Origin of the sequence: Streptomyces sp. NPDC057877 (genome assembly GCF_042796855.1) — a bacterium.
Taxonomy (GTDB): Bacteria; Actinomycetota; Actinomycetes; order Streptomycetales; family Streptomycetaceae; genus Streptomyces.
In genome coordinates, this window is record NZ_JBHVMS010000015.1 from 150262 (window position 1) to 175593 (window position 25332).

The window sequence follows — 25332 nt, forward strand, 5'->3', positions numbered from 1 at the left end:
GACCACGAGCGAACCGTGGATCACATCGCGGCGGTATCTCCGGGCGGTTGCCGGGGCCGTCAAACCCGTCAAAGATCGTTTTGGTAGACCGAGGTAGCCGATGGCGCGCGAGCGGAACGTGAAGCTGGCCGACGCGATCGCGGAAACAGGCTGGTCGCAGATGAAGGTGGCGGCTGCCTTCGTGAGGGTCGCGGCCGAGGTAGAAGCAAGGGAACTGCTGGGCACCAGCCGCTCGCACATCGCCATGTGGGTGGCGGGAACACAGCCCTCGGGCAGAGCGCCGCTTATCTTGTGCGAGACGTTGTCCCGACGGTTACAGCGCCCCATCACTCCGGCCGAGATCGGACTCTCCGCGCCGGAGGCACATGCAGGCGCGGCATCGGAGTGGAACGTCGATACGCTGGCTGCGCTGGTCGATCTTGGGAGAAGCGACGTGGACCTCGAACGCCGCCGACTGTTGGCCGGCGCCGCCTACTCGGTGGGCGGCTTGGCTCTGCCCGGACAGCAGTGGTGGGACGAGGCCCCTCAGCGGGCGAAGTCCCGCCGCGCCGCGACGGGCCGTAGGGTCGGGGTCGCCGAAGTCAGTGCTGTCCGTGAGATGACGGAGTTCTTCTCCCGACGAGACCAGCGCCACGGTGGCATGGACGGCCGTACGTCGCTTCACCAGTACCTCGTTGACGACGTTGCCCGGTACTTGAGCGGGGTCTTTACCAGCGACGACACCCGTAGTGCCCTCCTCGCCGCTGCAGCTGAGGCGGTGTACGTCGCTGGCTGGATGAGCTTCGATGCGTCTCACCACGAAGGGGCGCGGCGCTACTTCACGCTCGCCCTGAAGCTCGCGGCGGAAGCAGACGACGCCCCGCTCACTGGCCACATCTTGCGGGCGATGGCTCATCAGGCAACGGACCTCGGTCACCCACGGGTTGCCGTTCAACTCGCCACGGCCTCCGTGGAGCGCAAGCGGTACACCCTGGCGACACCCCGCGAGCGAGCACTGCTCGGAGTGGTGCAGGCACGCAGCCTCGCCGCCGACGGGCAGAAGCGCGCCGCGATCGCAGCGCTTCTGCGGGCTGAGGACGACCTCGCCGCGGCGGAAGTCGGCGACGAGGACCCGAGCCGGGTGTGGTTCTTCCAGCGGGCCTCCTTGGCCCACGAGACCGCCCGCACCCTGTGGACGCTCGGTGACCTCGACGGGGCCCTGCGGGAATTCAACAACAGCGTGCTGAGCAGGAAGGCCGAAACCTTCAGCCGGACCCACGCGGTGACACTGGGCTACATGGGCACGTTGCAGGCACGCAAGGGGAACGTGGAGGCCGCTTGCCACACATGGGCCCAGGCGCTGGACGCGATGGAAGGCGTCCAGTCGGGCAGAGCACGCGAGGCGGCCGTGAACATGCGCCGGGTGCTGTCCCCCTTCCGCAACCGGGGAATCGGCGTGGCGGCGGAGATCGACGAGCGCGCCAAGGCCGTACTCGAACGAGTAGCCTGACGGCGCCATGGTGGGAAGGCGGTTGTGCTGTGGTCGACCGCCTTGCAGTACCGCGAGCGGAGAACGGGGGAGCCGTGTCCACACAGTCCATCGATGTACCTGTGATCGCCGACGTGGTCGGGGGCCACAAGGATCGACTCGACGACTTCAAGGGCGGCGTGGAGTCGATCATTCGGCTGCGCCCTGAGTACCCAGAGGAGACCCTGCAGGGAATCGAGGAGTTCTCCCACCTCCAGGTCACCTGGTTCTTCAACTTCGGCTCTCCCGAAGACGTCGCCCTCCACGCGCGCAGTCCGCGCAACAACCCGGCTTGGCCAGCTACGGGCACGTTCGTGCATCACAACCACCGTCGCCCTGCCCGGCTCGCGACCTCGTTCCCACGGTTGCTCCGCGTTGACGGTCGGGACCTGCACGTCACGGACCTCGACGCCGACGACGGCACCCTGGTGGTGGACTTGGTGCCGGTCTTCAAGGAGTTCATGCCGCGTGGCACCCTCTCCCAGCCTGCATGGCCCGGCGAGATGCTGGAGGACTACTGGAGGGACGCCACCGAGCGCTGACTCGGGATATTTTCCAGAGCCGCGACTGGCGGCCGGAAGGGATTGCGGGGGCTCCAGGTTCGCGTCGCCCGGCGCGGCGACTTGGACCAGCTCGGCTGTGACGACGTGCCGCCCGCCGAACTCGTCGCCCATGCCACCGAGCATGCGGTTGGGCCGTACGAGATGCGGCTACGGCGTACCGCTGCGGAATGAAGGCGGCACAATGCCCCGGCTTTGCACTCTCACGGCGGTATGGCCGGCGGCATTGTGTGCAGGCGCGGCTTAGCCGACAGCCTTCCCGACGAACATCAGATCACGGCCACACATGCTGACGAGGCACAGTCCTTACAGGGCGATGGCAAGGTGCAGAAGCACCAGGTGCTGAAGGCGAGAGCGATGAAGCCGAGGAAAAGCGACGGCAATGATCGGGACTCGCACGTACTACTCCTTCGTTGGAGCCCAGCACGCCAGCTCGACCGAGTCCTTGGTCAAGGCCGTGCCTGAGAGAGGTTCCACGGGGCTCGTCCGGTCACCGATGGCTCGGGGTGTGGCGGCAACGGATCAGCCAGAGCGGGTCCACCTTCACGAGAACCACCCGCACCTTGCCGAGCGTCTGTTCTACGGTGCCATCAGTGACCGAGGGTGAGGGAGGGGCCGTGGAGCAGGCGGGGGCGGTGCTGGCCGAGCGGATCGCGGAGCGCAGAGCGGGCGTTGGCGACCCTCGGGTGTTGGTGGGTGAGATGCGGCGTGCGGTGCTGCTGGTGCCGGTCGCCGGTGGGGGTTTGTGGTCGGCGCACTCGGGCGGGGTGCGGTGGATCTGCGCGTTCACTGATGAGGCGGCGCTGGCCCGCTTCGCAGTGCTGCACGGGCCGGGTGACCAGCCGATGGAGTACGCGACGTTGCTCGGTGCGCGGATCGTGGACGAGGTCGTGCCGTCGCTGGGCGAGCCCGCTGGTCTGGCGGTCGACATCGCCACGGAGGGCGGGTCGATGTTCTTCCCGCCGGTGGCCGGGATCGTGCCCGAGAGTGTGGCGGTGGACGCCCATGAGTGAGGACGGGGTGGACGTCAAGCTCGGCCGGGAGGCGGTGGCGAAGTTCACGCAGGGCGTGGGCGCGGTCATCGACCAGCTCGGGGACCTGGGCGGGGCGACGGGTTCGGTGATGGGCAAGGGTTTCTCGGAGTTGTCGATGACGGGGATGGAGGCCGGGCACCACGGTCTGTCGGTGGATTTCGAGGACTTCTGCGAGCGCTGGGAGTGGGGAGTTCGCGCCCTGATCAGTGACGCGAGCGCGATCTCGAATCGGCTGGGGTTGGCGGCGGGTACGCAGTGGGAGCACGACCAGTACGTGGCGGGCGCCCTGAAGGTCGGGGTGAACTCGGTGATGGGCGGCAACCCGCACGCCTCGGAGGAGGAGATCACTCAGCAGGACTGGGGCGACGTCTTCACCCCCGACTACCTGAGCCCCGACTACAGCCGCGAGTCGTTCGAGCAGGCGGGCGAGGACATCGAGCAAACCTGGAAGGACACCGGCCGCACCGTGCTCACCGAGGGCCAGGGCGGACAGCGCTCGGACCTGCTCAACGACGCGCTCGGCATCTCCGACGACCAGTGGAACCAGGCGCTGGACGACACCTTCGGCCCGTCCCCGGAGGAACGCGCCCAGCAGCAGGAGGGTAACTAGTTGTGGGCGTCGGTGACTTCATCAGTGACATCACTCCGGACTCGGTGGAGAACGTCGTCGAGGGCGGGGTGGAGTGGGTCGGCAACCGGGTCGAGGACGCCGGGAACTGGACCGCCGACCGCCTCGACGACGTGGGCTGGGAGTCCGGCGCGGACTGGGTGCGTGAGCAGTCCCGCTCGGTCGCCAACCGGATGGGCGCTGAGGTCGACGAGATGGACCTCGGCCAGACCGAGGACAAGACCAAACTCATCTACGGCAGCCCGACCAAGATCCGCGCCACCGCCGAGAAACTGCGCGGCTTCCAGTCCGCGTTCGACAGCGCGGGCGAGGGTCTGAAGGGCATGGACTCCTCCCGCCTGAAGGGCGAGACCGCCGAAGCCCTGCGCACCGCGGTGCGCACCCAGCCACCGAAGTGGTTCACCGGCGCGGACGCCTGCGAGGACGCCGCCGCCGCGCTGGAGGCGTTCGCGTCCACGGTCACCTGGGCGCAGGGCCAGGCCCAGACCGCGATCGACAAGTGGAAGGACGGCGTCAAAGCCTCCGAGGACGCCGCGAACGCGCACCGCAAGAAGGTCGACGACTACAACAGCGCCGTCGACCGCTACAACGCGATGCCCGCCGACAAACGCGACCCCGCCACCCTGCCGCCCAAGCCCGCCGCGACCTTCACCGACCCGGGCAAGACGCTGATGCAGGAGGCGCAGGACATCCTCGCCGAGGCCCGCAAACAGCGGAACACCGCCGCCGAGACGGCCCGGTCGGCGGTGCGCGCGGCCCGTGACAAGGCCCCGGCGAAACCGTCGTACGCCGATCAGTTGCGCGACGGCGTTCAGGAAGCCTGGATCATGGGCGACCACGTCGGCGGCGGCATCATCAAGGGCACCGCGGGCCTGCTGAACTTCGTGCGCGGCATCAACCCCCTCGACCCCTACAACCTCACCCACCCCGCCGAGTACGCCACGTCACTGAACAGCCTGGCCGCCGGCCTGGTCGTCGCCGCCAACGACCCCGTCGGCACCGGCCGCCAGATGGTCAGCGACTTCATGAAGGACCCGGCGGAAGGCTTCGGCCGCCTCATCCCCGACCTCGCACTGACCGCCGCCACCGGAGGCGGCGGCGCCGCCGTCAAGGGCGTACGTGTAGCAGCGGACGCGGCGGATGCGGCGAGGGCCCGCAACCTCCTGGACAACGCCCCCGACGGCACTCACAACCGCCCCGACGGCGAACGCACCACCGACGGCACCGACCCGGTCGACCTGGCCTCGGGCCGTATGTTCCTGCCCCAGACGGACGTGGCGATCCCCGGCATCCTCCCCCTGACCTTCACCCGCCGCACCGAGTCCGGCTGCACGATGGGCCGCTTCCTGGGCCCGTCCTGGACGACCACGGTCGACGAACGCCTGACCATCGACGCGATCGGCGTCATCCACGTCACCGCCGACGGCCTCCTCATCCCCTACCCGCATCCGGCCCCCGGCGCCCCCACCCGCACGGAATCGGGCCGCACCCGCCTGTCCCGCGAGCCGGACGGCGACTACACCCTCACCGACGAAGACACCGGCACAACCCGCCACTTCACCACCCCACCCGGCACCGAACCCGGCGCCGACGGCACCGCCTGGCTGACGTCCATCACGGACCGCAACGGCCACACGATCACCATCGACCGCACCGACGACGGCACCCCCCAGACCCTGACCCACTCAGCGGGCACACAGCTCAAACTCACCCCCACCGACGGCCGCATCACCGCCCTGACCCTGACCGGCGCGGGCGAGGACGGCACCGACCTGCCCCTGATGTCGTACGGCTACACGGACGGCAACCTCACCACCGTCACCAAACCCTCCGGCGCCACGACCCTCTTCACCTACGACGACCGCCACCGGGTCACCTCCTGGACCGACTCCAACCACAGCCGCTACGACTACGTCTATGACGACCGGGACCGCGTCATCGCCGAAGGCGGCGAGGCGGGCCACGTCCAGATTTCCCTCACCTACACCGACCCCCACCCCGAAACCGGCCACCGCACCACCACCCTCACCACCCCCAACGGCCACACCACCCACCACCTCATCGACCGCCACAGCCGCGTCATCGCCACCACCAACCCCCTCGGCCACACCACCCGCTCCACCTACGACACCCACGGCAACCTCCTCACCTGCACCGACCCCATCGGCCGCACCACCACCCACACCTACGACGAAGATGGCCGCCTGCTCCGCGTGGCCCGCCCCGACGGCACCGAACTACGCATCAAGCGCGACCCGTCGGGGCTGCCGACAGAGGTCGTGGCACCGGACGGTGCCCGCACGAGCTGCACCTACGACGAGCGCGGCAACCGAACGACGGTCACCGACCCGGCCGGTCACACCACCCACTACGCCCACGACGCACACGGCCGCCCCACCTCGGTCACCGACGCCCTCGGGAACACCACGCACGTCCTCTGCGACGCGGCGGGCCTGCCCGTTCAGGTCACCGACCCGGCCGGAGGGACAGTCCGCCTGGAACGCGATGCCCTGGGCCACCCCGCGCGTGTCACCGACCCGGTGGGCGGCGTCACCCGCCTCACCTGGAGCGAGGACGGCCATCTCGTCCGGCGTACCGGCCCCGACGGCGCCACCGAATCGTGGACCTACGACGGTGAGGGGAACCGCCTCTGCCACACCGACCCGGTCGGCGGCGTGACCCGGTTTGAGTACACCCACTTCGACCTGCTGGCCGCCCGCACCGGCCCGGACGGGGCACGCTACGAGTTCGAGCACGACCAGCACCTGCGCCTCACCCGCGTCACCAACCCGCAGGGCCTTGTCTGGGCCTACGAGTACGACGCGGCCGGTCGGCTCGTCGCTGAGACCGATTTCGACGGCCGCCGCCTCGGCTACGGTCTTGACCCGGCGGGGCAGTTGACGACCCGGACGGACGTGCTCGGTGGTGTCGTCACCTTCGAGCACGACCAGTTGGGCCGGGTGACCCGCAAGGACGCGCAAGGCCACGTCACCACCCACACCTACGATCCAGTCGGCCGTCTCGTGCAGTCGTCCAGCCCGGATGGGACTCTCATCCGCCAGTACGACCGGCGTGGTCTGCTCAAGACCGAACTCGTCGACGGCCATGCCATCAGCTACCGCTATGACGCCGCAGGCCGTCGAGTGCGCCGCGTCACTCCCACCGGGCATGTCACCACGTACACCTACGATCCGGTCGGTCGCCCGGACCGTCTGACAGCCGGCGGTCACCAAGTCGCTTTCACTCACGATGCCTCGGGCCGCGAGCTCTCCCGGGCCTTCGGCGACTCCCTGACCGTGTCGTCCGCCTGGGACGAGGCAGGTCGACTGTCCGCCCAGCATCTGATTGCTGGCGGACGCACACTCAACAGCCGCAGTTATACCTACCGCGCTGACGGTCACCTCACCACGATCTCCGACCGGCTGTCAGGCACCTGCAGCTTCGAACTCGACCCGGTCGGCCGTGTCACCGCCGTGACCGCCGACGGCTGGAGCGAGCGGTACGCCTACGACGCGAGCGGCAACCAGACCGAGGCGTCCTGGCCCGCCTCGCACCCGGGCCACGAAGCCACCGGACCCCGGGCGTACGACGGCACCACTGTCATCCGCGCCGGAGGGGTCCGCTATGAGCACGACGTCCTCGGCCGCGTCACCCTCCGCCAGAAAACCCGGCTCTCCCGTAAACCCGACACCTGGCGCTACGAGTGGGACGCCGAGGACCGCCTGGCCTGCGTTGTCACACCCGACGGCACCCGCTGGCGCTACCGCTACGATCCGCTGGGGCGCCGCACCGCCAAACAACGCCTCGCCCAGGACGGTGAGACGGTCGTCGAGGAGATCCGCTTCACCTGGGACGGCGCGACCCTGTGCGAACAAGTCACGGTGTCTGAGGCCATCCCCAACCAGGTTGCCCTCACCTGGGACCACCAAGGCCTGACCCCCCTTGCCCAGACCGAACGCATCCTCGGAAACAACACTCGGCAACAGGTGATCGACCGCCGCTTCTTCGCCATCGTCACCGACCTCATCGGCACCCCCACCGAGCTGATTGACGAGACCGGCGACATCGCCTGGCGTACCCGTACCACCCTCTGGGGCACCACCGCCTGGACGCGGGGCAGCGGCGCCTACACCCCCCTGCGGTTTCCCGGCCAGTACTACGACCCGGAAACCGGCCTCCACTACAACTACGTACGCCACTACGACCCGGAGACCGGCCGCTACACGGCGCCAGACCCGCTGGGCCTCGCACCTGCCCCCAATCCTTCGGCGTATGTGCCCAACCCTCACGCTCTCTGCGACCCACTGGGATTGGCACCGTGCGACGGCACGTCGGAGAGAGCGGCCCGCGGAGTACGCCAGGAGGGTGTCGAGCGCACACTCGACAACTCGCTCGACAAGAACACCTACCTGCGGGACGTGGCCCAAGAGTACGGAATCAACCTGAGAGGCTCAGGTCAGAACATCGACGTCATTTTTGACCCCGACCTCGGATCTGGACTGCTCGGGGTGACGAGGGCGGCCGACGGTGGGCGAGTGATACGGGTCGGCCCGGACGGCATCTACGATGACATCACCGCAGCGAACACCATCGCGCACGAGTTGAGCCACGCCCGGTACTTCTTGAAGCACGGGACCTTCGACGGCGAGGTCCACGGACACGCCGACTCGATGGCGGACGGAACACCGTACGGGTCGGGCAATGCCCTGCAGGACTGGATCGAGGGAAACCGTTGACACGGCAGGACATGGGGGAATGGCGCGAAACCAGCGAGGAACTGCATTCTCCGTGGCGTCGGCTCTTCAACAGTGACTGGCAGGGGCCTCGAGTGGCAAGTCCTTGCCCGGTCTGCTCGGCTCCGTCGCTGCACCGCTGGTACCACCAGGAGAGCGACCGGGCGATGATCCGAGGAGGACGCCGTTACCTCGGCCATGGACGCCTCTGGGAGTGGTGCAGCACCTGCCGAACGTTCGAGCACTATCCCGACGCACTGGTCCCGGACTGGTGGGTCGCACCGTACGAGGTCGCGGCGGAGGAATTGCGCTATGACCCAGGGCCGATCGAGAAGGCGCGGATGTCGGCGCTCTGAGTGGAATTCCACGTGACCAACTGGGAACCAATGCCGCCCTGGTGAGCCTGAGGCCGACAGCGGGCCAAAGCTGGGGCGATGCCTGTTGAGCGGCGCGTGTCCACAGCCGAAAAAGTCCTTAAAAGAGCTGATGAGAGAGGTATTCCCCTCTTTGCACCACCACGGTGTCGTGGTCGCGTACCAGACGCGATCACCAGGGAGGCCGCTGCCGTGGCGCCGATTCTGTACACCGTTGTTCTGATGCTGCCCTTCGCGATGGCAGCCGGGCCTTACGCGCTGTGCGAAGCGCGAGATTGCCTACGTCCCGGTCCCGGCCGCCACCGTCGCGTCGTACGGGGGCGTCATGCGGCCCGCAGGGGTCAGTGGTGACCGGGCGGACGGACGCCGCAAGTGTTGTCTGGCGGTGGACGAGCGGCACCCCCCATGCCTCGACGCGGGCTCGAGCCGCGTTGAGATGCGCCTTGGAACAGTTCGGGCTCGATCCCGGCGCGATCGCTGATGCGGTGCTGGCTGTTTCCGAGCTCGTCGCCAATGCCGTCGAGCATGCGGTGGGTCCGTACGAAATGCGTGTGCGCCGCAGCGGTCGGCAGATTATCTGCGAAGTCGAAGACCATGATCCGCGGATTCCGGTGATTTCAGATCTGCCCGCAGGCCCGCCCTTCGTCCCGGTCGAGGAGCATCGTGGGGGCGGGGCGGACGCTCTGTGCGGACTTCTGGCCGAACGAGGGCGCGGACTGCACATCGTTCACGAACTCAGTGGCGGCGCGTGGGGCTTTCGAAGGAGTTCCCGAAGCACGAAGGCGGCGTGGCTGGTTGTCCCGGGCAGCTTCATGCAGGGCTGATACGTCAGCACCGCTTCTCGCAGCGTTCATCGCTCTGCTGAGCGACGGACGCTGTGCCTCTTCTGTGTTCCGTGGGATGTAACGGGACTGGGGCTGGCCGGATTTGGTCGCTTTGATGGGGTTGATCTCCGTGCAGGCGGGTAACTCCAGTCGCGTTCGACTACTTGGAGTTGCTATATGTGTGCAATGAGTGATGGGAGTCTGTAGTGGCGACCAGACGGGGCAGCCGAGTGTCGTTGGTTGCACTGACGCTTTTGCTGGCGGCGACGTCCGCGTGCACATCGGCTGACGGTGCTCCGTCGCCGTCAGGGACATCTGTTTCAGAACCGCTCATGAGCGAAACCACCGATGCGCCGGGAGAAGGAGCGGTAGTGGCGTACCTGGCGATGTGGGACGACGCCGTGGCTGCGGCCAAGGTGTCGGACGCTGAGCACCCAAGGCTGGACGACCATGCCGAGGAGGGTGCGCTACAGCTCCTTCAACACATGATGCGGGAGAACCGGCAGGAGGGCGTGGTGACGAGAGGGCGGCCTGAGTTCGCTCCTGTGGTCACCGAGCGTGGGGCCTCGGAGGTGGTCATCGAGGACTGCGCGGACGGCTCCGACTGGCTCCAGTACACCGAAGACGGCGCCCTCAAGGATGACGTGCCCGGTGGCCATCACCGCGTCGACGCGACCGTTCGCCGACACGGTGAGCGGTGGCTGGTCGAGTCGCTGCGCATCGACGCGGTTGGGACGTGCGTGGAGTGACTCGCAGGCATGGTGGCGCACCGGTGGCACTCCTCATCGCCGCCGCTGGAACAGGCCTGCTCATTGCGCCGGAGGCGGCAGCGGGGGACGGGTTCGGCAGCGGTGTCGGAGTCGAGTGCTCGGGTAAGGGGTGCGACCTTGCTGTGTCTCAGAAACGCTCACCGAAGCGCTCCGGCGGCGCGGGAGGAGGGCGCGGGAGCCGTGCGAGTGGCGGTGGCGCTCACCGCGGCGGTGCAGGGACTGGCAAACCTGCGGAACCGCCGACCGTCGTCTCCGACGGGTGGGAGTACGAGTTGGGAAACGGCATGGGCATCCTGCCGCGCTTCGACGGGGTGAAGCAGGACAAGCCGCAGTCCGGCAAGCCAGGGAGGCGGGAGATCTCCGTGGCAGAGGTCGCCCGCCAGGCCGTAGAACGGCTGGAGCTGCCCGAGCCGGTGATCCGGACCAGCCCCGATGAGGACTACGTGCAAGTGGTGCATGTGCCGACGTGGATGTGGGTGGACAAGGGCGTATGGGGACCGGTGTCGGAGACGGCGGAGGTGCCTGGGGTGCGGGTGACCGCGACCGCGCGTCCGCGTGCGGCGGTGTGGTCGATGGGGGATGGGGCGACGGTCACGTGCCGGGGGCCGGGTACGCCGTACTCCGCGAGGTATCGGCCGCAGTCGGAGTCGCCGGACTGCGGATATACGTACCGAAGATCCTCGCTGGGCGAGCCGGGCGGAGCATTCACGGTGTCCGTTCGCGTGACGTGGGACGTGGAGTGGCGCGGCGGTGGGCAGGCCGGTGCGATTCCCGGGCTCGTCGTCAGTGCGGAGCGGCAGCTGGTCGTGGATGAGGTGCAGGCCGTTGTCACGCGCTGACGGCTCGGGTTGAGGGTGCGGCTGGCTGGCCATGGGCTAGCTGGGCCGGGCTGGTGAACGCTGGGAATTCTCTGATGCGAGGTGAATTGTGGGTACCTCTATGTCTTCCTCGGCTGTGAAGAGCGGTGGTCTGGCGGTGCCGAGTGCGCGCCGGGCGGGCCCGGAGCAGCCACCGGCCGTCATGGGCGTCCGGCGTCGCAGGCTGGGCTGGGTGTGGGCTGGGACGGGTGCGGTGGTGGCCTCGGCGGTTGGCTTTGCGCTGGTCGCGCAGGCGGTGGGGGAGCGGGAGCAGGTTCTGGTGCTGGCCCGTGATGTGCCGGTCGGGGCGGTGTTGAAGCCGGGGGATCTGCGAGCGGTGGAGGTGGCGGCGGACGCTGGGGTGGTGTCTGTCGGGGATCGGGGTTCGGTGCTGGGGCGGCGGGCGCGGGTTCCGCTGGTTGCCGGGGCGTTGCTGGCTCCTGGTCAGGTGGGTACGAGGGGTGCCTTCCCGCCGAAGGGTTTCTCGCAGGTGGCGCTTGCCGTTGAGCCCGGTGGTGCGCCACCGGGTCTTGCCCGGGGTGAGCGTGTGGCCGTCCTTCCTGGTCCGGCCGGTGCCGGGGCCGAGGGGGGTGAGGAGGAGTCTTCGGCGGTGGTCGGGACGGTGACGGGTGTGCGGGAGCCAAAGTCGGTGGGTGGGCCGCGGGTGGTCACGGTGTTGGTGGAGACCGGGGCGGCACGGAGGGCGGTGCAGTTTGAGGGTCCGCGTGTGGTGGTTCTTCCTGCGGAGGGGCGGGAGGCTCCGTGAGGCGGCTTGTCGTGGTGGGGTCGGTGACCGGTGCTCCGGGGGTGACGACGACGGCGTTGGCGCTTGCCGCCGTGTGGCCGCCGGAGGCGGATGGTGGGGTGCGGCCGGTGCTGGTGGAGGCGGATGCCTCCGGCGGTGACCTGATGATCCGGTTCGGTCTGCCGTCGGCTCCCTCGCTGCTGGATGTCGCGGCGGTGGTCGGGCAGCCGTATCCGGGCTCGTTGCTCGGGGCGGCGTGTGAGCTGCCGGGCGGGGTGAGGGGGGTGGTTGCGGTGCCCGGCCGTGGGCCGTGCCGGGAGGCTGTCCGGCTGCTGGCCGGGGATGCCGGGCGGCGTGTGTTGCTGGGGGACGGTTCCGATCGGGGCACGGTGCTCTTGGACGTCGGCCGCCTGGGCGAGGAGATCGAGCCGCTGCTCGACATGGCCGACCACGTGGTGCTGGTGGCGCGTGGCGGGGCGGAGCCGCTGACGCATGTGTCCGCGTGTGGCTGGGACGTTGACGCGCGTGCTGGGCGGCTGACGCTCGCTGTGGTGGGCCGTGCCCGTACGTGGCGGAGGAGATCGGGAGCACGCTGGGGATCGAGCGAGTGGTCTTCCTGCTCTGGGATCCCAGGGCTGTGGCCGCAATGGACGGGGCCCGGCGTAGTGCGCCGCGCACGGCCTGGGGGCGGCCCTCGCCGCTGATGTCCGCCGCACGGGCACTGGCGCGTGAGCTGGCCAAGCCGCGGGACAGCGTGCTCCGGACGAGGGCTGTGGACCGCGAGGACGTGACCGGGAGCTATGCGACCCAATGGCCTGGGTGGCCCCGGACAGGGCTGTGTGAGGGGCCGGGAGCCGAGAGGAGCGGATCGTGAGTGAGCTGCTGATGCCGCCGGGAGTAGTGCCCGGTGCGGGTGAGCGGGAGTTGGTCCAGGTGGTGCGGCAGCGTGTCGCGGCCCGGCTGACCGCGTACGCAGGCGAGCGGGAGTCGGCGGGGCTGCCCGCGGAGGACGATACGGCGCGGCGGGCGACGGTGGGGCTGTTGCTGGCGGAGGAACTGGCGGAGCAGCGGCGGTTGTCCCTCGCCCGGGGCGGTCGGGTGATTGATGCCGCGGTGGAGGAACGTGTCGCGCAGGCGGTCGAGGACGCCTTGTTCGGCATCGGCAGTCTGGAGCGGCTGCTGGCTGATGAGGCCGTGGAGAACATCTGCGTCAACGGCTGCGATGTGGTGTGGGTCAAGGACGCGGCCGGTGTGTGGCGGCGTGAGGCCCCGGTCGCCGCCTCGGACGATGAGCTGGTGGAACTGGTCCGCACGCTCGCGGCCCGCACGGGCGGGGAGGAGCGCCGTTTCGACCGGGGCGTACCCCGTCTGAATCTGCAGCTGCCTGACGGGTCCCGGCTGTTCGCGGTGATGGCGGTGACGGGGCGGGTGTCGCTGACGGTCCGCCGTCACCGGTTTCCGGCGGCGTCGATGGCGGAGCTGGTGCGGCTGGGCGTGTGCGATGAGCAGCTCGCCGCGTTCCTGCAGGCGTTGGTACGCGCCCGCAAGAACATCGTCATCGGAGGCGGCACCAACGTCGGCAAGACGACCGTGCTGCGGGCCTTCGCCCACGAGATCCCGCCCCAGGAGCGGCTGGTGACGATCGAGGACACCTTCGAACTCGGTCTGGACGCCGACCCGGTGGCCCACCCGAACGTGGTGGCCATGCAGGCCCGGGAGCCGAACATCGAGGGACAGGGCGGCATCGACCAGGCGGAGCTGGTGCGGTGGGGGCTGCGGATGTCGCCCGACCGGGTCATCGTCGGGGAGATCCGCGGGGCCGAGGTCATCCCGATGTGCAACGCCATGAGCCAGGGCAACGACGGCTCGCTGTCCACCATCCACGCCTCCACCTCACGCGGGGTTTTCACCAAGCTCGCCTCCTACGCCGCGCAGTCCCCGGAGCGGTTGTCCCTGGAGGCGACGAACCTGATGGTGGCCTCCGCGGTCCACTTCGTCGTCCACCTCGGTTGGGACAGCGCGGGCCGTCGGGTCATCGATTCGGTACGCGAGGTCATCGACGCGGACGGCGCGCAGATCGTCTCCAACGAGGTCTTCCGGCCAGGCCCTGACGGGCGTGCCGTCCCCGCCACCCCGCCGCGCACCGAGACCCTTCACGGTCTTCTCGCCGCCGGACTGGACGCCAGGGGCGCCGCTTTCCCGTGGTGGGGAGCGGGGTGATGCGGGGTCTGGTCGGGGCTGGTGCCTGGACGGCGTTCGCGGTGGCGTGCGGGACCGTCTTCGGGCTGGGCCTGGTCGCCATCGGCTATGGGGCGGTACGGCGAGCGGCCCGCGAGGAGGCGGCCGGTTCGTGGCGTGCGCTGAGGGGGCGGCTGCCTGCGGACTGGACGCGACGCCGGGTGGTGATCGCGGTCATGGCGGGCGCGGTTGTGGGGGTGCTGACGACGTGGCCGGTGGCGGCGGTGCTGACCACGGTCGCCGTGCTCACCCTGCCCGGCCTGCTGGGCCCGGACCGGCAGGCGGCGCGGCGCACGGAGCGGATGGAGGCGCTGGCCACCTGGACGGAGATGCTGCGCGACACCCTCTCTGCCGCGGCGGGTCTGGAGCAGGCCGTACTGGCGACCGCGGACATCGCCCCGGCCGCACTGGAGCCCGAGATGCGGGAGCTGGCCGCCGCTGTCCGCTCCGGGCATCCCCTTCCGACCGCGCTGCGCACGCTCGCCGAGCGCCTCGATGACCCGCTGGCCGATGTGGTGGTCACCGCGCTGGTGATGGCCGCCGAGGAGCAGGCCAGTCACCTCGCCCCGCTCCTGACCGAACTGGCGGACTCGACGCGCGAGCAGGTGGCCATGCGGCAGCGCATCGATGCCGGACGGGCCAGCGTGCGCACCGGGGTGCGGGTCACGGTGATCGTCACCCTGGGCATGGTGGTCGGGCTCGTGGTCTTCAACCGGCCCTACCTCGACCCCTTCGACACGCTGACCGGACAGGCGGTGCTCGCCGTGGTGGGCGCCCTGTTCGCCGCGAGCTTCACTTACCTGACCGCGATCGGCCGCATCGAGGAACCCGTCCGCCTCATCCGCACGGCCGCGCACCGTGCCACCACGGCCACTGAACGGGGAGGTGTCCGGTGATCATCATGCTGCTCGGCGCGCTGTTCGGAGCCGGGGTCACCGCTCTCGTCTACGGGCTGCGCCCGCCCCGGCCCGCGCTCGCCGATGTCCTCACCGCCCTCAACGCCCCCGTACCAGCACCGGATTCACGCCAGCGCGAGGAGAGCGACGGGGAGTGGGCCACCCGGCTGGGCAGGCACGCCGTGCCGCTGGTGAGGGCACTCGGCTTCCCCACCCCCTCCCTGCGCGCGGACCTCGCCGTGTGCGGCACGGACGAGGAGCAGCACCTGGCGGGGAAGGCGGTCTGCGCCGCCGCTGGACTCGTCGCCCCGTGGGCGGCCGTGCTCATGTTGCGCCTGGGAGCGGGCGTCGCTGCAGGCTGGTGGATGCCGCTGGCCGGATCGCTGGGCCTGGCCGTCGTCCTGTTCTTCGTACCGGACCTGTCGGTACGCCAGCAGGCCACACGGCGGCGCCGCGAAATGCGCCACACCCTCAGCCTCGTCCTGGACCTGACGGTGATCACCCTCGCCGGCGGTGCGGGAATCCAGCAGGCCCTCGCTCAGGCCGTGGCCGCGCCCCAGGGGTGGGCGGGGGCACGGCTGCGGCACGCCCTGCACGTCGCCCAGCTCACCCGCACCAGCCCCTGGCCTCACCTGGGCGACCTGGGGCGGCACCTGGCCGTAGCCGATCTGACGGAGCTGGCCTCGACCCTGAACCTCGCGGGCAGTGAGGGCGCGAAGATCCGCGGCTCGCTCACCGCGAAGGCGCAGGCCATGCGACGGCGCAGGATCTCCGAGGCCGACGGCGCCGCCCAGGCGGCGACCGAGCGGATGTCACTGCCCGTCATCGGGCTGTTCGCGGCGTTCCTGCTGCTGATCGGCTATCCCGCCTTCGCTCACGTCATGTCAATCACGTGAGTTCCCCCACGAGAGCTAGAGAAAGAGTGCTCGTCATGTTCCGACTCGACACCCTGGCCCGCCGGGTCCGCGCCCACCTGGCCGTACTCCGCCGACAGGCCCGCTCGGACGCGGGCTACTCCACAGAGGCCATCGTGGTCACCGCGCTGCTGGCGCTCCTGGCGCTGACCGCGGTGGGCATCATCGTCGCCAAGGTCACGGCCAAGGCGAACGGCATCGACCTGGGCGGTTAGTCCGTGACCGGATTCCTTCGCAGACTGCGCGGTGACCGCGGGGCGGTGAGCACCCAGCTGGTGCTCGTCGCCCCGGCGCTGATGCTGATCGCCCTGCTGGCCGTGCAGTTCGCACTGGCCTGGCACGCCCGGCACATCGCCCAGTACGCCGCCCAGCGCGCCCTGGCCGCCGCCCGCGCCGAGGACGGCACCGCGGCGGCCGGCCGGGCCCAGGCACGCCGCAGCCTGGCCGCGCTCGGCAGCCGGGCACTGACCAGCCCGTCCGTGACCGCCGAGCGCACCACCGCCCGGACCACCGTGCGCGTGAAAGGCACGGTGATGCGCCTGCTCCCCATCCCCGGACTTGTGCTGCAGGCCTCGGGCACGGCCTCCGGTCCCACCGAGCGCCTCACCACCCCCACGGGAGACCAGCCGTGACCCGGCAGGTGCGACGGATGCGCGCCGAAACGGAGCGGGGCTCGGCGGCGGTAGAGCTGGTCCTCGTCATGCCCTTGCTCGTGCTGGTGCTCCTGGTCGTGGTGGCCTTCGGGCTGCTCGCCGATGCCCGCCTGGTCGTGGCGGACGCCGCCCATCAGGCCGCCCGCGCCGCCTCCCTGGCCCGCACCGAGAAGGACGCCCACACCCAGTCCCAGCGGGCCGCCGCAACGGCACTGCGCGAGGCGGGAGCCTCCTGCACCAACGCCCAGGTCCGCCTCACCACCGGTCACCTCACTCCGGGCGCCACGGTGACGGCCAAGGTCTCCTGCACCGCCGACCTTGGCTCCCTCACCCACACCGGCCTGCCCGGCCACATGACGCTGGCCGACACCGCCTTCTCCGTCGTCGACACCTACCGGAGCACCCCGTGAAGCGACGAGCGCGGGAGCACGTGACGCGGATCCACCGCCAGGTGACATCCGGCGACGATCAGGGGCAGGCCACGGCATTCGTCGTCGGCGTCTTCGCCGCGCTGTGGCTGTTCGCCGGGATCGTTGTCGACGGGGGACTCGCCCTGGCCGGTAAAGCCCGGGCCCTGGACGTGGCACAGGAAGCCGCCCGCACCGGCGCCCAGCAACTGGACATCGGACGGCTGCGCAACGGCGAAGAGGTCCGCCTCGTACGCGGCCAGGCCGCAGCGGCGGCCCGCGCGTACGTCACCTCCACCGGAGACAGAGCCACCGTCACCGTCAAGGGCCAAGCCGTCACCGTCCACGTCACCCACCACCAGCGCACCCAGATCCTCCAACTGGTCGGCCTGCGCACCCTCACCGTGCACGCCACCGGCACCGCGCACGCAGAACGCGCAGCGCCGTAAGCAGCGTTGACCGACTCCGTACCGGCGACGAGAGCGAACCGGCGATGAATCCCCCACCTCAGCCGTGCCAGCGCCTGACCGCTGCCGCCACAGCGGCCGGCACCCTGGCCGTCACGCTTGCCCTGCTGGCCGGGATGCCCTACATCCTGTGGCAGGCCACCGGCCTGCCCTGGCCCGGACACGTCTCCTCCCTCAGCGACTTCGGACAGCGACTCACGCAACCGATCAGCGACCCGCTGGTGATCGACCTGCTGGCCATGGTCGGCTGGGTGTGCTGGGCCGCCTTCGCCTGCACCGTGGTCCGCGAGACCGCCTGGTACACCACCCACCTCCCACAACTGCTGCGCGACCGTCACGCCCACCATGAACACGTGGCCGCGCTGTCCATGAAGGGCTCGCTCGCCGCCCTGTGCATCGGCACCCTGGTCGTCGCCCTGCTCACCCTGTGGCGCCCCCAGCCGGTCAGCGCCCAACAGCCGACCTTCCCGGGCGAGGCCGTGGCGCACACCGCCGCGACGGCCCTCGTCATCCCTGCCTCGGCTCAACAGCCCGCGCCCGCGACTGCAACCCCGGCGGCCACAGCCCAGGCGGCGGCCAGACCCGCTCCGCCGTACTCCCGACCGCCCGGACAGACCGACCCAGCCCGGCACATGGAGTACACCGTCGTGGAGGGCGACACTCTGTGGGACCTCGCACGCACGCACCTGGGCGACGCGGTCAAGTGGCCGCGCATCTACGCGCTGAACAAGGACCGCCCCCAGTGCGACGGAGCCCGGCTCACCGACCCGGACCTGATCCTGCCCGGCTGGCACCTGACCATCCCCGTCGACCGGCCCGCCACCCCGCCACCGACGCGCAGTCCCGCGCCGCCGGATGCCGCGCCCGACTCGACACCCCCGGAACCGGCCGAGACCGCACCACCGCCTACTCCCGACCGGCACACGGATGCAGAGGAGCAAGGCGAAGGCGAGCGCACCTCCCCAGAAACCGGCCAGGAGAAAGGGACCAAGGCCCCCAAGGCGGCTCCACCCCCGGGCCCGGCCGCGATCAGCCTCGGAGAAGCCAGCCTCATCGGCATCACCGCGGCGGCAGGCCTGCTGGCCGCGCGCCGTTACTGGTACTGGCACCAGCACCGCCGCCGTCCGCCCGGCCGAGAGACGGACATCCCCGCCCTGAGCCCGCTCGTGGACAAGGCCGCACAAGCCGCCCACGCAGCCACCCGGCCCCGCCTTTCATCAGCCGACACCCAACCCCTGGCCCCTCGCCAGACGCCACCCCAGCGGCCCCACGCCAAAGACACGGTCACCATTGGCATCCGGCAGGACACCGAGGTCCCCCTCGACGAACTGGCCACACCCGGAGGCTGCACCTGGACCGGCCCCGGCGCACACAACGCCGCACGCGCCCTGCTGGTCGGCATCCTCACTGCCGCCGAACGCCAGCGACCCGGCCCCTCACGCGTCACAGCGGTCACCTCCCACGACGTCGCCGAGAACCTGCTGCCCGGACTGCCCACCCGCTTCTCCGCCCTGACCCAGAGCACCGACCCCGCGGACGCCATCCGGACCGCCGAACAACACCTGATCACCCACGCCCGCACCCGTGATGATCAGCCCACCGCGCCCGGGGAAACCGGGCCAGCCAGCGCCGACGCCGCACCAGAGCACGGGCCGGGCACCCTGCTTCTGCTCACCACGCCGCACTCCGCCCATACCGGACAACTCCAGGCCCTGGCCACCCGCGCCACACCCGAAACCCTGATCGTCGTCACCCTGGACACACCCCTGCCCGGCGCCACCTCGTGGCACATCGCTGACGACGGCACTGTCACCACCGAGGCACCTGGCCAACACGTCGGCTCGCTACGGCTGTTTCAGCTCACGCCGGACGCTGGACGCGACGTGACCGAGGTCCTCCTCACCGCCCGCGGTGAGCGCCCTCGCCTGCGCATTCTCTCTACGACACAGCGCCCCGAGGCCGCGCACCCCGACGCCTCTCCCGCACCCCCGGCACCGGACCCGCCCACGTTCCCGCAGGCGGTCGACACCACGCGGCCGAAACAGACCAAACCCGTGCGCCTCCACGTCTTCGGCCCCGTCACCCTCTACGCCCGCAGCCACCCCGACCCCGTCGGCACCAACATGCGCAGCGAGGTCCACGAATTTCTCGCCCTCCTCGCCGCCCACCCCACCGGACTCCTCGCCTCCGACATCGCCGACAAACTCCACCTCGCCCCTGGTCAGGACCAGAACGCACTGAAGAACCTACGCCGCGCCGTAAGACGCGCCCTGCGCTCTGCGACCGGCATTACGGGGCAGGAATTCATCCTCCTGCAAGGAGACATCCACAAGCTGCACCCGGAACTCGTGGAAACCGACCTCGCTGATTTCAACCACAGCCTGCAAGAAGCGTTTGCCACCTCGGGAAAGAAAGAAGAATGGGGCGAGGAACTTGCTGCCGTACGCGACGCCCTGGCCCACTACCGCGGCCCCTTCGCCCACGGCAGCGACTACTTGTGGGCCGACGCGATCCGCGAACACTGCGCCATGAAAGCCACCGACGCCGCCCTGCGCCTGACCCGCCAAGCCGAACACTCCAGCGCCACATCCCGCGAGCGGGACACCGTCCTCGAACTGCTGGAACACCTGGGCACCTTGCACCCCGACCACGAACGCCTCGCCCAGCACACCATCCGCCTTTACCAGTCCGCCGGACGCCACGACGCCGCCCGGCACACCTACACCCGCCTGGAAAGGCACCTTGCCGAGCTCGGCCTGGAACCCGAACCTGCCACCCAGGCCCTCGTCACGCCCCGGCCGCGCTCCCGTCAGACACGATAAGGACGCAGGCCACTGCCTCTGCGAGCTCATGGCCAGGCGGCAGTGACCTGTTGGCGTGCGCCCCGTCGCATCCGGTGTCGTATCGGCAGTCGATCCGGCGTGCGCGCTTGGATACGACACCCCCTGCCGGCCCGAAAGCGCAGGCCACAGCCCACGCGAGCCACCGGCAGGCGAGGGCGACTGTATATCGGTGCAGCAACGCATCCCGATCTACTGACAAGCCGCCCCCGGCCCGCCTGCGCCCCACGCGGTCCCCGCTGACGGACCCCTTCTACCGCTCGCTGACCCTTCACCACGTTCAACACATCTTCTCGACAGGCTTGTACAGCCCAGGGCCCGAGACAGACCGCCTCCCCGCACTCAGCTCACCGAGGAGGTGGCGGGCCGCAGGCGGCTACGGAGGACGCCACCCCGCCGGAGTCCCGCAATTCGTGCGCGCACTCGATTTCCCGGAATGTTGGCGCGGGCGGGGTGCCTCGGAAACGGTTGTGCAGGCGGCGACCCGCGACGCCTTGCGTCGCTCTTTCTGAAATAGCCCTGGAAAACGGTCGTGAATTCACGAGAATTCCAGCATTATCAAGCCGGAATCCGGCTTCAGGTGGGTTCCGGGTCGAGCTATATTTGAATTGTTCCCGGGAGATCCGGGAATGGAAATCCCGCCGATGGGGTCCGCCCGAAAACGGATTACGGGTGTAGTGTGCCCGAAAAGACGGTCGATTTCGAATTCGGATAGGTCGGCTATTTGCCTGGTGAAAGGACTTCCGTGATGACGAGCACTGCCACCCCTGCGTCCGCAGCCCCGCCTTCCAGCCCTCCGGCACCGCAGTCCGCCACGACCTCTCCGCCTTCTGCCACGGTGTCTGCGGCGTCTGCGCCTGGCGCGGGTGGCAAGGCCCGGCCGGGTGAGCTGCGGGCGAGGATCGCGCAGGTGTTGTCGGCGAGTCCGGGATCGGGGTTCACGGTCACGGAACTGGCCCGGAGGCTGGGGCATTCGGGCGGGGCGGTCGGCAACGCGTGCGAGACGCTGGTGTGCCGGGGTGAGGCGGAGCGGTCCGGTTCCAAACCCCGCACCTACCGGGCGACCTCGGCGACAGCCGCCGCAGCCCAGCAGTCCCCACCGCCTTCGCCCACCCCGGGCGGCCAGCCCACAGTCCCGCACCAGGCCTCTCCGCAGCCGCCTGCGGCCCCGCCCCCGAACCAGCGGCCGCAGCCGATCACCCGCCCGAACGGGCAGACGTACCACCCGAGGGCGCTGGCGCAGTTGCCGGATGTGGAGGCGCTGCGCAGGCTGCGGGAGGCGCAGGTCGCAGTCCTGTTGTACGGGCCGCCGGGGACGGGGAAGACCTCGCTGATCGAGGCGGCGTTCCCGGACCTGATCACCGTGGCCGGGGACGGAGACACCACGGTCGGCGACCTGATCGGCGAGTACACCCAGGATGCCAGCGGCGGCTACGAGTTCGTCTACGGGCCGCTGGTCACCGCTATGCAGGAGGGCCGCGCCCTCCTCCTGGACGACGCCACACTGATCTCCCCGAAGGTCCTGGCCGCCCTGTACCCGGCGATGGACGGGCGCAGGCAGATCCAGGTCAAGGCACACAAAGGCGAGACGATCACCGCCGCCGACGGCTTCTATGTGATCGCCGGACACAACCCAGGCGTGCACGGGGCGGTCCTGACCGAGGCGCTCGCCTCCCGGTTCAGTGTGCAGATCCAGGTCGGCTCCGACTACGACCTGGCCGCCTCCTTGAAGATCAACCGCACGGCGGTGCGGATCGCCCGCAACCTCGCCGCCCTCCAGCAGGCGGGCGATGTCGGATGGGCGCGGCAGCTGCGGGAGTTGCTCGCCTTCCAGAAGATCGCCGATGTCCTCGGCGTCGAGGCGGCCTTCGCCAACCTGGTCGGCATCGCACCGCTGGAGGACCGGGACACGGTCGCCGAGATCGTCACCAAGGCCATCGGCCGCCCGGTCACCGCCCTGGCCCTGGGCCGCCAGCTCTAAACCGCCCCGCCCGGGCCCGGCCGAGCACCGGGCCCGGGCCGCCCGCCCACCCCACCACCGCACACCAGGAAGGACCCGTGTCTGCCATGCCTTCGCACGCCCAGGCTCACGTCCAGCACACCCCTCCCGCCGTGTCCGAAGCCGACCAGGCCCTGGCCCGCTGGGAGGACGACGGCGGCCCTGCCGTCGAACCCCGGCCCGGCCGCCAGGCCGGTCAGTGGTTGCGTATCGCCGCCGCCCTGACCGAACGCCTTCCGGAACTCGCCGAACGCGAGGATGTGATCGTCTCCTGTCAGCACGGCACCCGCTCCGGCGCCCCCGCCGCCTTCTACCCCGCCACCGCCCAACTGGAGATCGACGCCGCCCTGTTCGCCCCGCTGGCCCCGGCCGCCATCAACCCGTCCTGGTCGGGTGACGAGGAGAAGTACCCGGTCGCCTGGGGCGCCTTCACCCACGAGGCCGCACACGCCCGCCACAGCCGCTGGGTGATCCCGCCCCCGCTGCGCGGGACGGCCCTGGACGCCGTATCCCAGGTACTGGAGGAATCCCGCGCCGAGTACGCCCACCTCGCCCGCCGCCCCGGCGACCGCAGGTTCCTGCGGGCCGCTGTTCGCACCCTGGTCTTCACCGACTTCACCAGCCAGACCCCCAGCGACCGGTGGCAGGCGGCAACGGCGGCCGGACTGATTCTCGCCCGCCGGGACGCCGGAATCCTCGACGACGACGAAACCGCAGCCCTGGAGAACACCGGCACCGCCATCCTCGGCCCCGACCTCCTCGACACTCTCGCCATGATCTGGACGGCGGCCCACAGCACCGCCGATGACGACGCGCAGGCCATGGTCGACCACGCCCGGGCCTGGTGCCAGGCCCTCGGCACCGACCCCTCCGGCCCCGAACCGGCCCCCGACCCCACCGCCGGACACCTGGGCGAGCTGGCCGAGGCGATCGGCAAGGTCGTGGACACGGTGGCCGCGAACGAGGCCGCACACGCCGCAGCCCAGGCACGTATCGGAGCCGCCCGAACGGCCCGGACACGCGCCAAGGCCGCCCAGGCCGCCCACGCCCGGCAGGCCGCACAGACAGCCGAGAAGGTCTTCGCACCCGGCGCACCCCCCTACACCCCCGGAAAGGCCGCCAAGGGCAGGCGCCGCTCCCCGGTGACCGGCACCCGCCAGCCCACCCGCGCCGAGAAGGCGGCGGCCGGACAGCTCGCCCGCGCGCTGCGGGCCGCCGCCTACCGGGAACGCACCACCCGGTCACCGCCTCAGCGGCCCCTCCCGGCCGCCTCAACATGCGCCAGGCCCTCGCCCGCGACGCACAAAAGGCGGCAGGCGCCAGCCCGACAGCGACTCCCTGGATCCACACCACACACCGGGCAGGCCCCACCCCGCCGCTGCGGGTGGGGATCGCGGTGGACGTCTCCGGATCCATGAGCATCGCCGCCGCCCCCATCGCCTCAGCCGCCTGGATCCTCGCCAAGGCCACCTCCCTCACCGATCCCGACTCCCGCAGCGCAACCGTCGCCTACGACCGCTCGATCACCGCGATCACCGCACCGGGCCGCGCCCCCGCCAAGGTCACCGAGTTCGCCGCCAGCGGCATGGGCCACAGCCTCGCCGAGACCACCGACGCCCTGACCGCAGCCCTCGACCTCACGACACCGGGGGCGGGCCGCCTGCTGGTGATCGCCTCCGACGGCTACTACCACCCCGACGAAGCCGACCAGGCGACCGGACGGATCACCGCCCTGCGCAAGGCGGGCTGCGCGGTGCTCTGGCTCGCCTTCGAACCCGACCCCCGCCCCCTCCCCGGCGCCACCCTCCTCCAACTCATCGACCCCGCCCAGGCCGCCACCGCCATCGGCAAGGCCGCCACCCACGCCCTCACCACCACCAACCCCTGACCCTGCGGTGCCGCCCCGATAGGAGCACGGGGCGGCACCTGGCAGACCGGCCGCCCAGCCCCCCACACCACGCACGGGCGGCCCTCACCCACCCGCACAACCCACGATCACAAAGGAGCCCATGTCCCCATGACATCGCTCGCCGAACGCGCCCACGCCGCCGCCGTCTTCATCCGCCACCACACCGCCGTCAGCCCGCACGGCCGCTACCGAGGCGCAGAACACGCCCGCACCGCCGTACGCCTGGCCGCCGCCCTCGGCCTTGGCCTGCACCAGATCACCACCAGCCCGGACTGGCTACGGCGCCGCACCACCCCGGCCGAACCGGTCCTGGCCACCGCCACCTGTCCCGACAGCGGTGAAAAGTACGTCTTCCTCGCCCGCTACCCCATCTACGACGACGAGCCCTTCGAACTCCTCGGCCCCTGCCCCCAATGCTCCGGCCAAGTCCCCCTCACCACCATCCGCCACCTCGCCGACCTCGGCACCTACCTCGCCCACACACCCCTCACCACAGACGACATCAAACGCTCAAGCACGGTGCCGGACACCTTCCCCGGCGACGAAGGCCACACCAGCACTTGCCCCTACAGCGAACCCCTCTGACCCCCACCGCACCAAAGGACATGCCCCAATGACCGAACGCCCCAGCTGAGGTGGTGCCCCCGTCGTGGTGTAGCCGATCACGGTCCGTCGCCTCCGCCTCGGAGCCATCCGGTACGTGGCCGCTGCTTGCCGTCGTGCGATTACCGCCGGTCCCAGCCCGGCGAGCCTCAACAGGGCATCCGGCGAAGGCGATTCGGGTCGCGACCTGCGGATTCCGTTAGCTTGATCGGCTACACCACGCGGCGGCAACGCCAGTGCGTTAAGGATGTGTGCGCCCTGTCAAGAGGGCGGGACCTCTGGTAGTTCGCATGGTGTCGAAGCCATTGCGAGTGTCTCGGAGGTCCCGTTGCCGCAGAATTCTGTCAGCGTCAGGTCCGGCGCGACAGCCCTGG

Annotated in this window: 20 protein-coding genes and 1 pseudogene; all 21 read left to right on the forward strand. The window is 70.3% G+C overall.

Translation table 11 applies throughout. The features are described 5' to 3' along the window. The first annotated feature begins 100 nt into the window (after positions 1 to 100). The 21 genes and pseudogenes from ACFVQG_RS36170 (at position 101) to ACFVQG_RS36270 (ending at position 24940) form a co-directional block, all read left to right on the forward strand. Positions 101 to 1489 (forward strand): Tat pathway signal protein, encoded by a 1389-nt coding sequence (locus ACFVQG_RS36170; RefSeq protein ID WP_383392148.1) that lies wholly within the window; start codon positions 101 to 103, stop codon positions 1487 to 1489. 74 nt (positions 1490 to 1563) lie between these two features. Next, the gene (locus ACFVQG_RS36175) at positions 1564 to 2049 is read left to right on the forward strand and encodes a TrmO family methyltransferase (protein ID WP_383392150.1); all 486 of its coding nucleotides are present in this window, start codon (positions 1564 to 1566) and stop codon (positions 2047 to 2049) included. A 719-nt stretch (positions 2050 to 2768) separates the two neighbouring features. Next, the gene (locus ACFVQG_RS36180) at positions 2769 to 3080 is read left to right on the forward strand and encodes an SseB family protein (protein ID WP_383392202.1); all 312 of its coding nucleotides are present in this window, start codon (positions 2769 to 2771) and stop codon (positions 3078 to 3080) included. Next, a complete protein-coding gene (locus ACFVQG_RS36185; protein ID WP_383392152.1) occupies positions 3073 to 3711 on the forward strand; it encodes a hypothetical protein in 639 nt (212 codons plus the stop codon). The genes ACFVQG_RS36180 and ACFVQG_RS36185 overlap by 8 nt, the downstream gene beginning before the upstream one ends. Before the next feature lie 2 nt (positions 3712 to 3713). Continuing rightward, a complete protein-coding gene (locus tag ACFVQG_RS36190) occupies positions 3714 to 8465 on the forward strand; it encodes a putative T7SS-secreted protein (protein WP_383392155.1) in 4752 nt (1583 codons plus the stop codon). Positions 8466 to 8557: 92 nt separating this feature from the next. Then, positions 8558 to 8818: a hypothetical protein gene (locus ACFVQG_RS36195; RefSeq protein ID WP_383392158.1), complete on the forward strand. Its 261-nt coding sequence runs from the start codon at positions 8558 to 8560 to the stop codon at positions 8816 to 8818. 365 nt (positions 8819 to 9183) lie between these two features. Then, on the forward strand, positions 9184 to 9660 hold the full coding sequence (locus ACFVQG_RS36200) for an ATP-binding protein (RefSeq protein WP_383392161.1): 477 nt from the start codon (positions 9184 to 9186) through the stop codon (positions 9658 to 9660). Between the two features lie 332 nt (positions 9661 to 9992). Then, positions 9993 to 10409 (forward strand): hypothetical protein, encoded by a 417-nt coding sequence (locus ACFVQG_RS36205; protein ID WP_383392164.1) that lies wholly within the window; start codon positions 9993 to 9995, stop codon positions 10407 to 10409. Between the two features lie 305 nt (positions 10410 to 10714). Next, a complete protein-coding gene (locus ACFVQG_RS36210) occupies positions 10715 to 11269 on the forward strand; it encodes a hypothetical protein (RefSeq protein ID WP_383392165.1) in 555 nt (184 codons plus the stop codon). Positions 11270 to 11450: 181 nt separating this feature from the next. After that, complete coding sequence (locus tag ACFVQG_RS36215; protein ID WP_383392168.1) at positions 11451 to 12053, forward strand: SAF domain-containing protein; 603 nt, start codon at positions 11451 to 11453, stop codon at positions 12051 to 12053. Positions 12054 to 12902: 849 nt separating this feature from the next. Next, positions 12903 to 14252 (forward strand): CpaF family protein, encoded by a 1350-nt coding sequence (locus tag ACFVQG_RS36220; protein WP_383392170.1) that lies wholly within the window; start codon positions 12903 to 12905, stop codon positions 14250 to 14252. Further along, positions 14252 to 15166 carry a type II secretion system F family protein gene (locus ACFVQG_RS36225; protein WP_383392172.1) on the forward strand — a complete coding sequence of 305 codons (915 nt, stop codon included), beginning with the start codon at positions 14252 to 14254 and terminating at the stop codon, positions 15164 to 15166. Before ACFVQG_RS36220 ends, ACFVQG_RS36225 begins: the two co-directional genes overlap by 1 nt. Further along, positions 15163 to 16062, forward strand: coding sequence for a type II secretion system F family protein (locus ACFVQG_RS36230; RefSeq protein ID WP_383392174.1), 900 nt, complete (start codon positions 15163 to 15165; stop codon positions 16060 to 16062). The genes ACFVQG_RS36225 and ACFVQG_RS36230 overlap by 4 nt, the downstream gene beginning before the upstream one ends. A gap of 35 nt (positions 16063 to 16097) precedes the next feature. Then, positions 16098 to 16295: a hypothetical protein gene (locus tag ACFVQG_RS36235; protein ID WP_383392176.1), complete on the forward strand. Its 198-nt coding sequence runs from the start codon at positions 16098 to 16100 to the stop codon at positions 16293 to 16295. 3 nt (positions 16296 to 16298) lie between these two features. Beyond that, on the forward strand, positions 16299 to 16712 hold the full coding sequence (locus tag ACFVQG_RS36240) for a TadE family protein (protein ID WP_383392179.1): 414 nt from the start codon (positions 16299 to 16301) through the stop codon (positions 16710 to 16712). 17 nt (positions 16713 to 16729) lie between these two features. Further along, the gene (locus tag ACFVQG_RS36245) at positions 16730 to 17143 is read left to right on the forward strand and encodes a TadE/TadG family type IV pilus assembly protein (RefSeq protein ID WP_383392180.1); all 414 of its coding nucleotides are present in this window, start codon (positions 16730 to 16732) and stop codon (positions 17141 to 17143) included. Next, entirely contained in the window at positions 17140 to 17589 is a 450-nt protein-coding gene (locus tag ACFVQG_RS36250) for a pilus assembly protein TadG-related protein (protein ID WP_383392183.1), read from the forward strand. The genes ACFVQG_RS36245 and ACFVQG_RS36250 overlap by 4 nt, the downstream gene beginning before the upstream one ends. Positions 17590 to 17633: 44 nt before the next feature. Continuing rightward, positions 17634 to 20429 carry a BTAD domain-containing putative transcriptional regulator gene (locus ACFVQG_RS36255; RefSeq protein ID WP_383392185.1) on the forward strand — a complete coding sequence of 932 codons (2796 nt, stop codon included), beginning with the start codon at positions 17634 to 17636 and terminating at the stop codon, positions 20427 to 20429. Positions 20430 to 21348: 919 nt separating this feature from the next. Further along, entirely contained in the window at positions 21349 to 22428 is a 1080-nt protein-coding gene (locus ACFVQG_RS36260) for an AAA family ATPase (RefSeq protein ID WP_383392203.1), read from the forward strand. Positions 22429 to 22514: 86 nt separating this feature from the next. Further along, positions 22515 to 24334 (forward strand): annotated as a pseudogene (locus ACFVQG_RS36265) (VWA domain-containing protein). A 129-nt stretch (positions 24335 to 24463) separates the two neighbouring features. Then, entirely contained in the window at positions 24464 to 24940 is a 477-nt protein-coding gene (locus ACFVQG_RS36270; RefSeq protein WP_383392188.1) for a hypothetical protein, read from the forward strand. Positions 24941 to 25332: the final 392 nt, after the last annotated feature.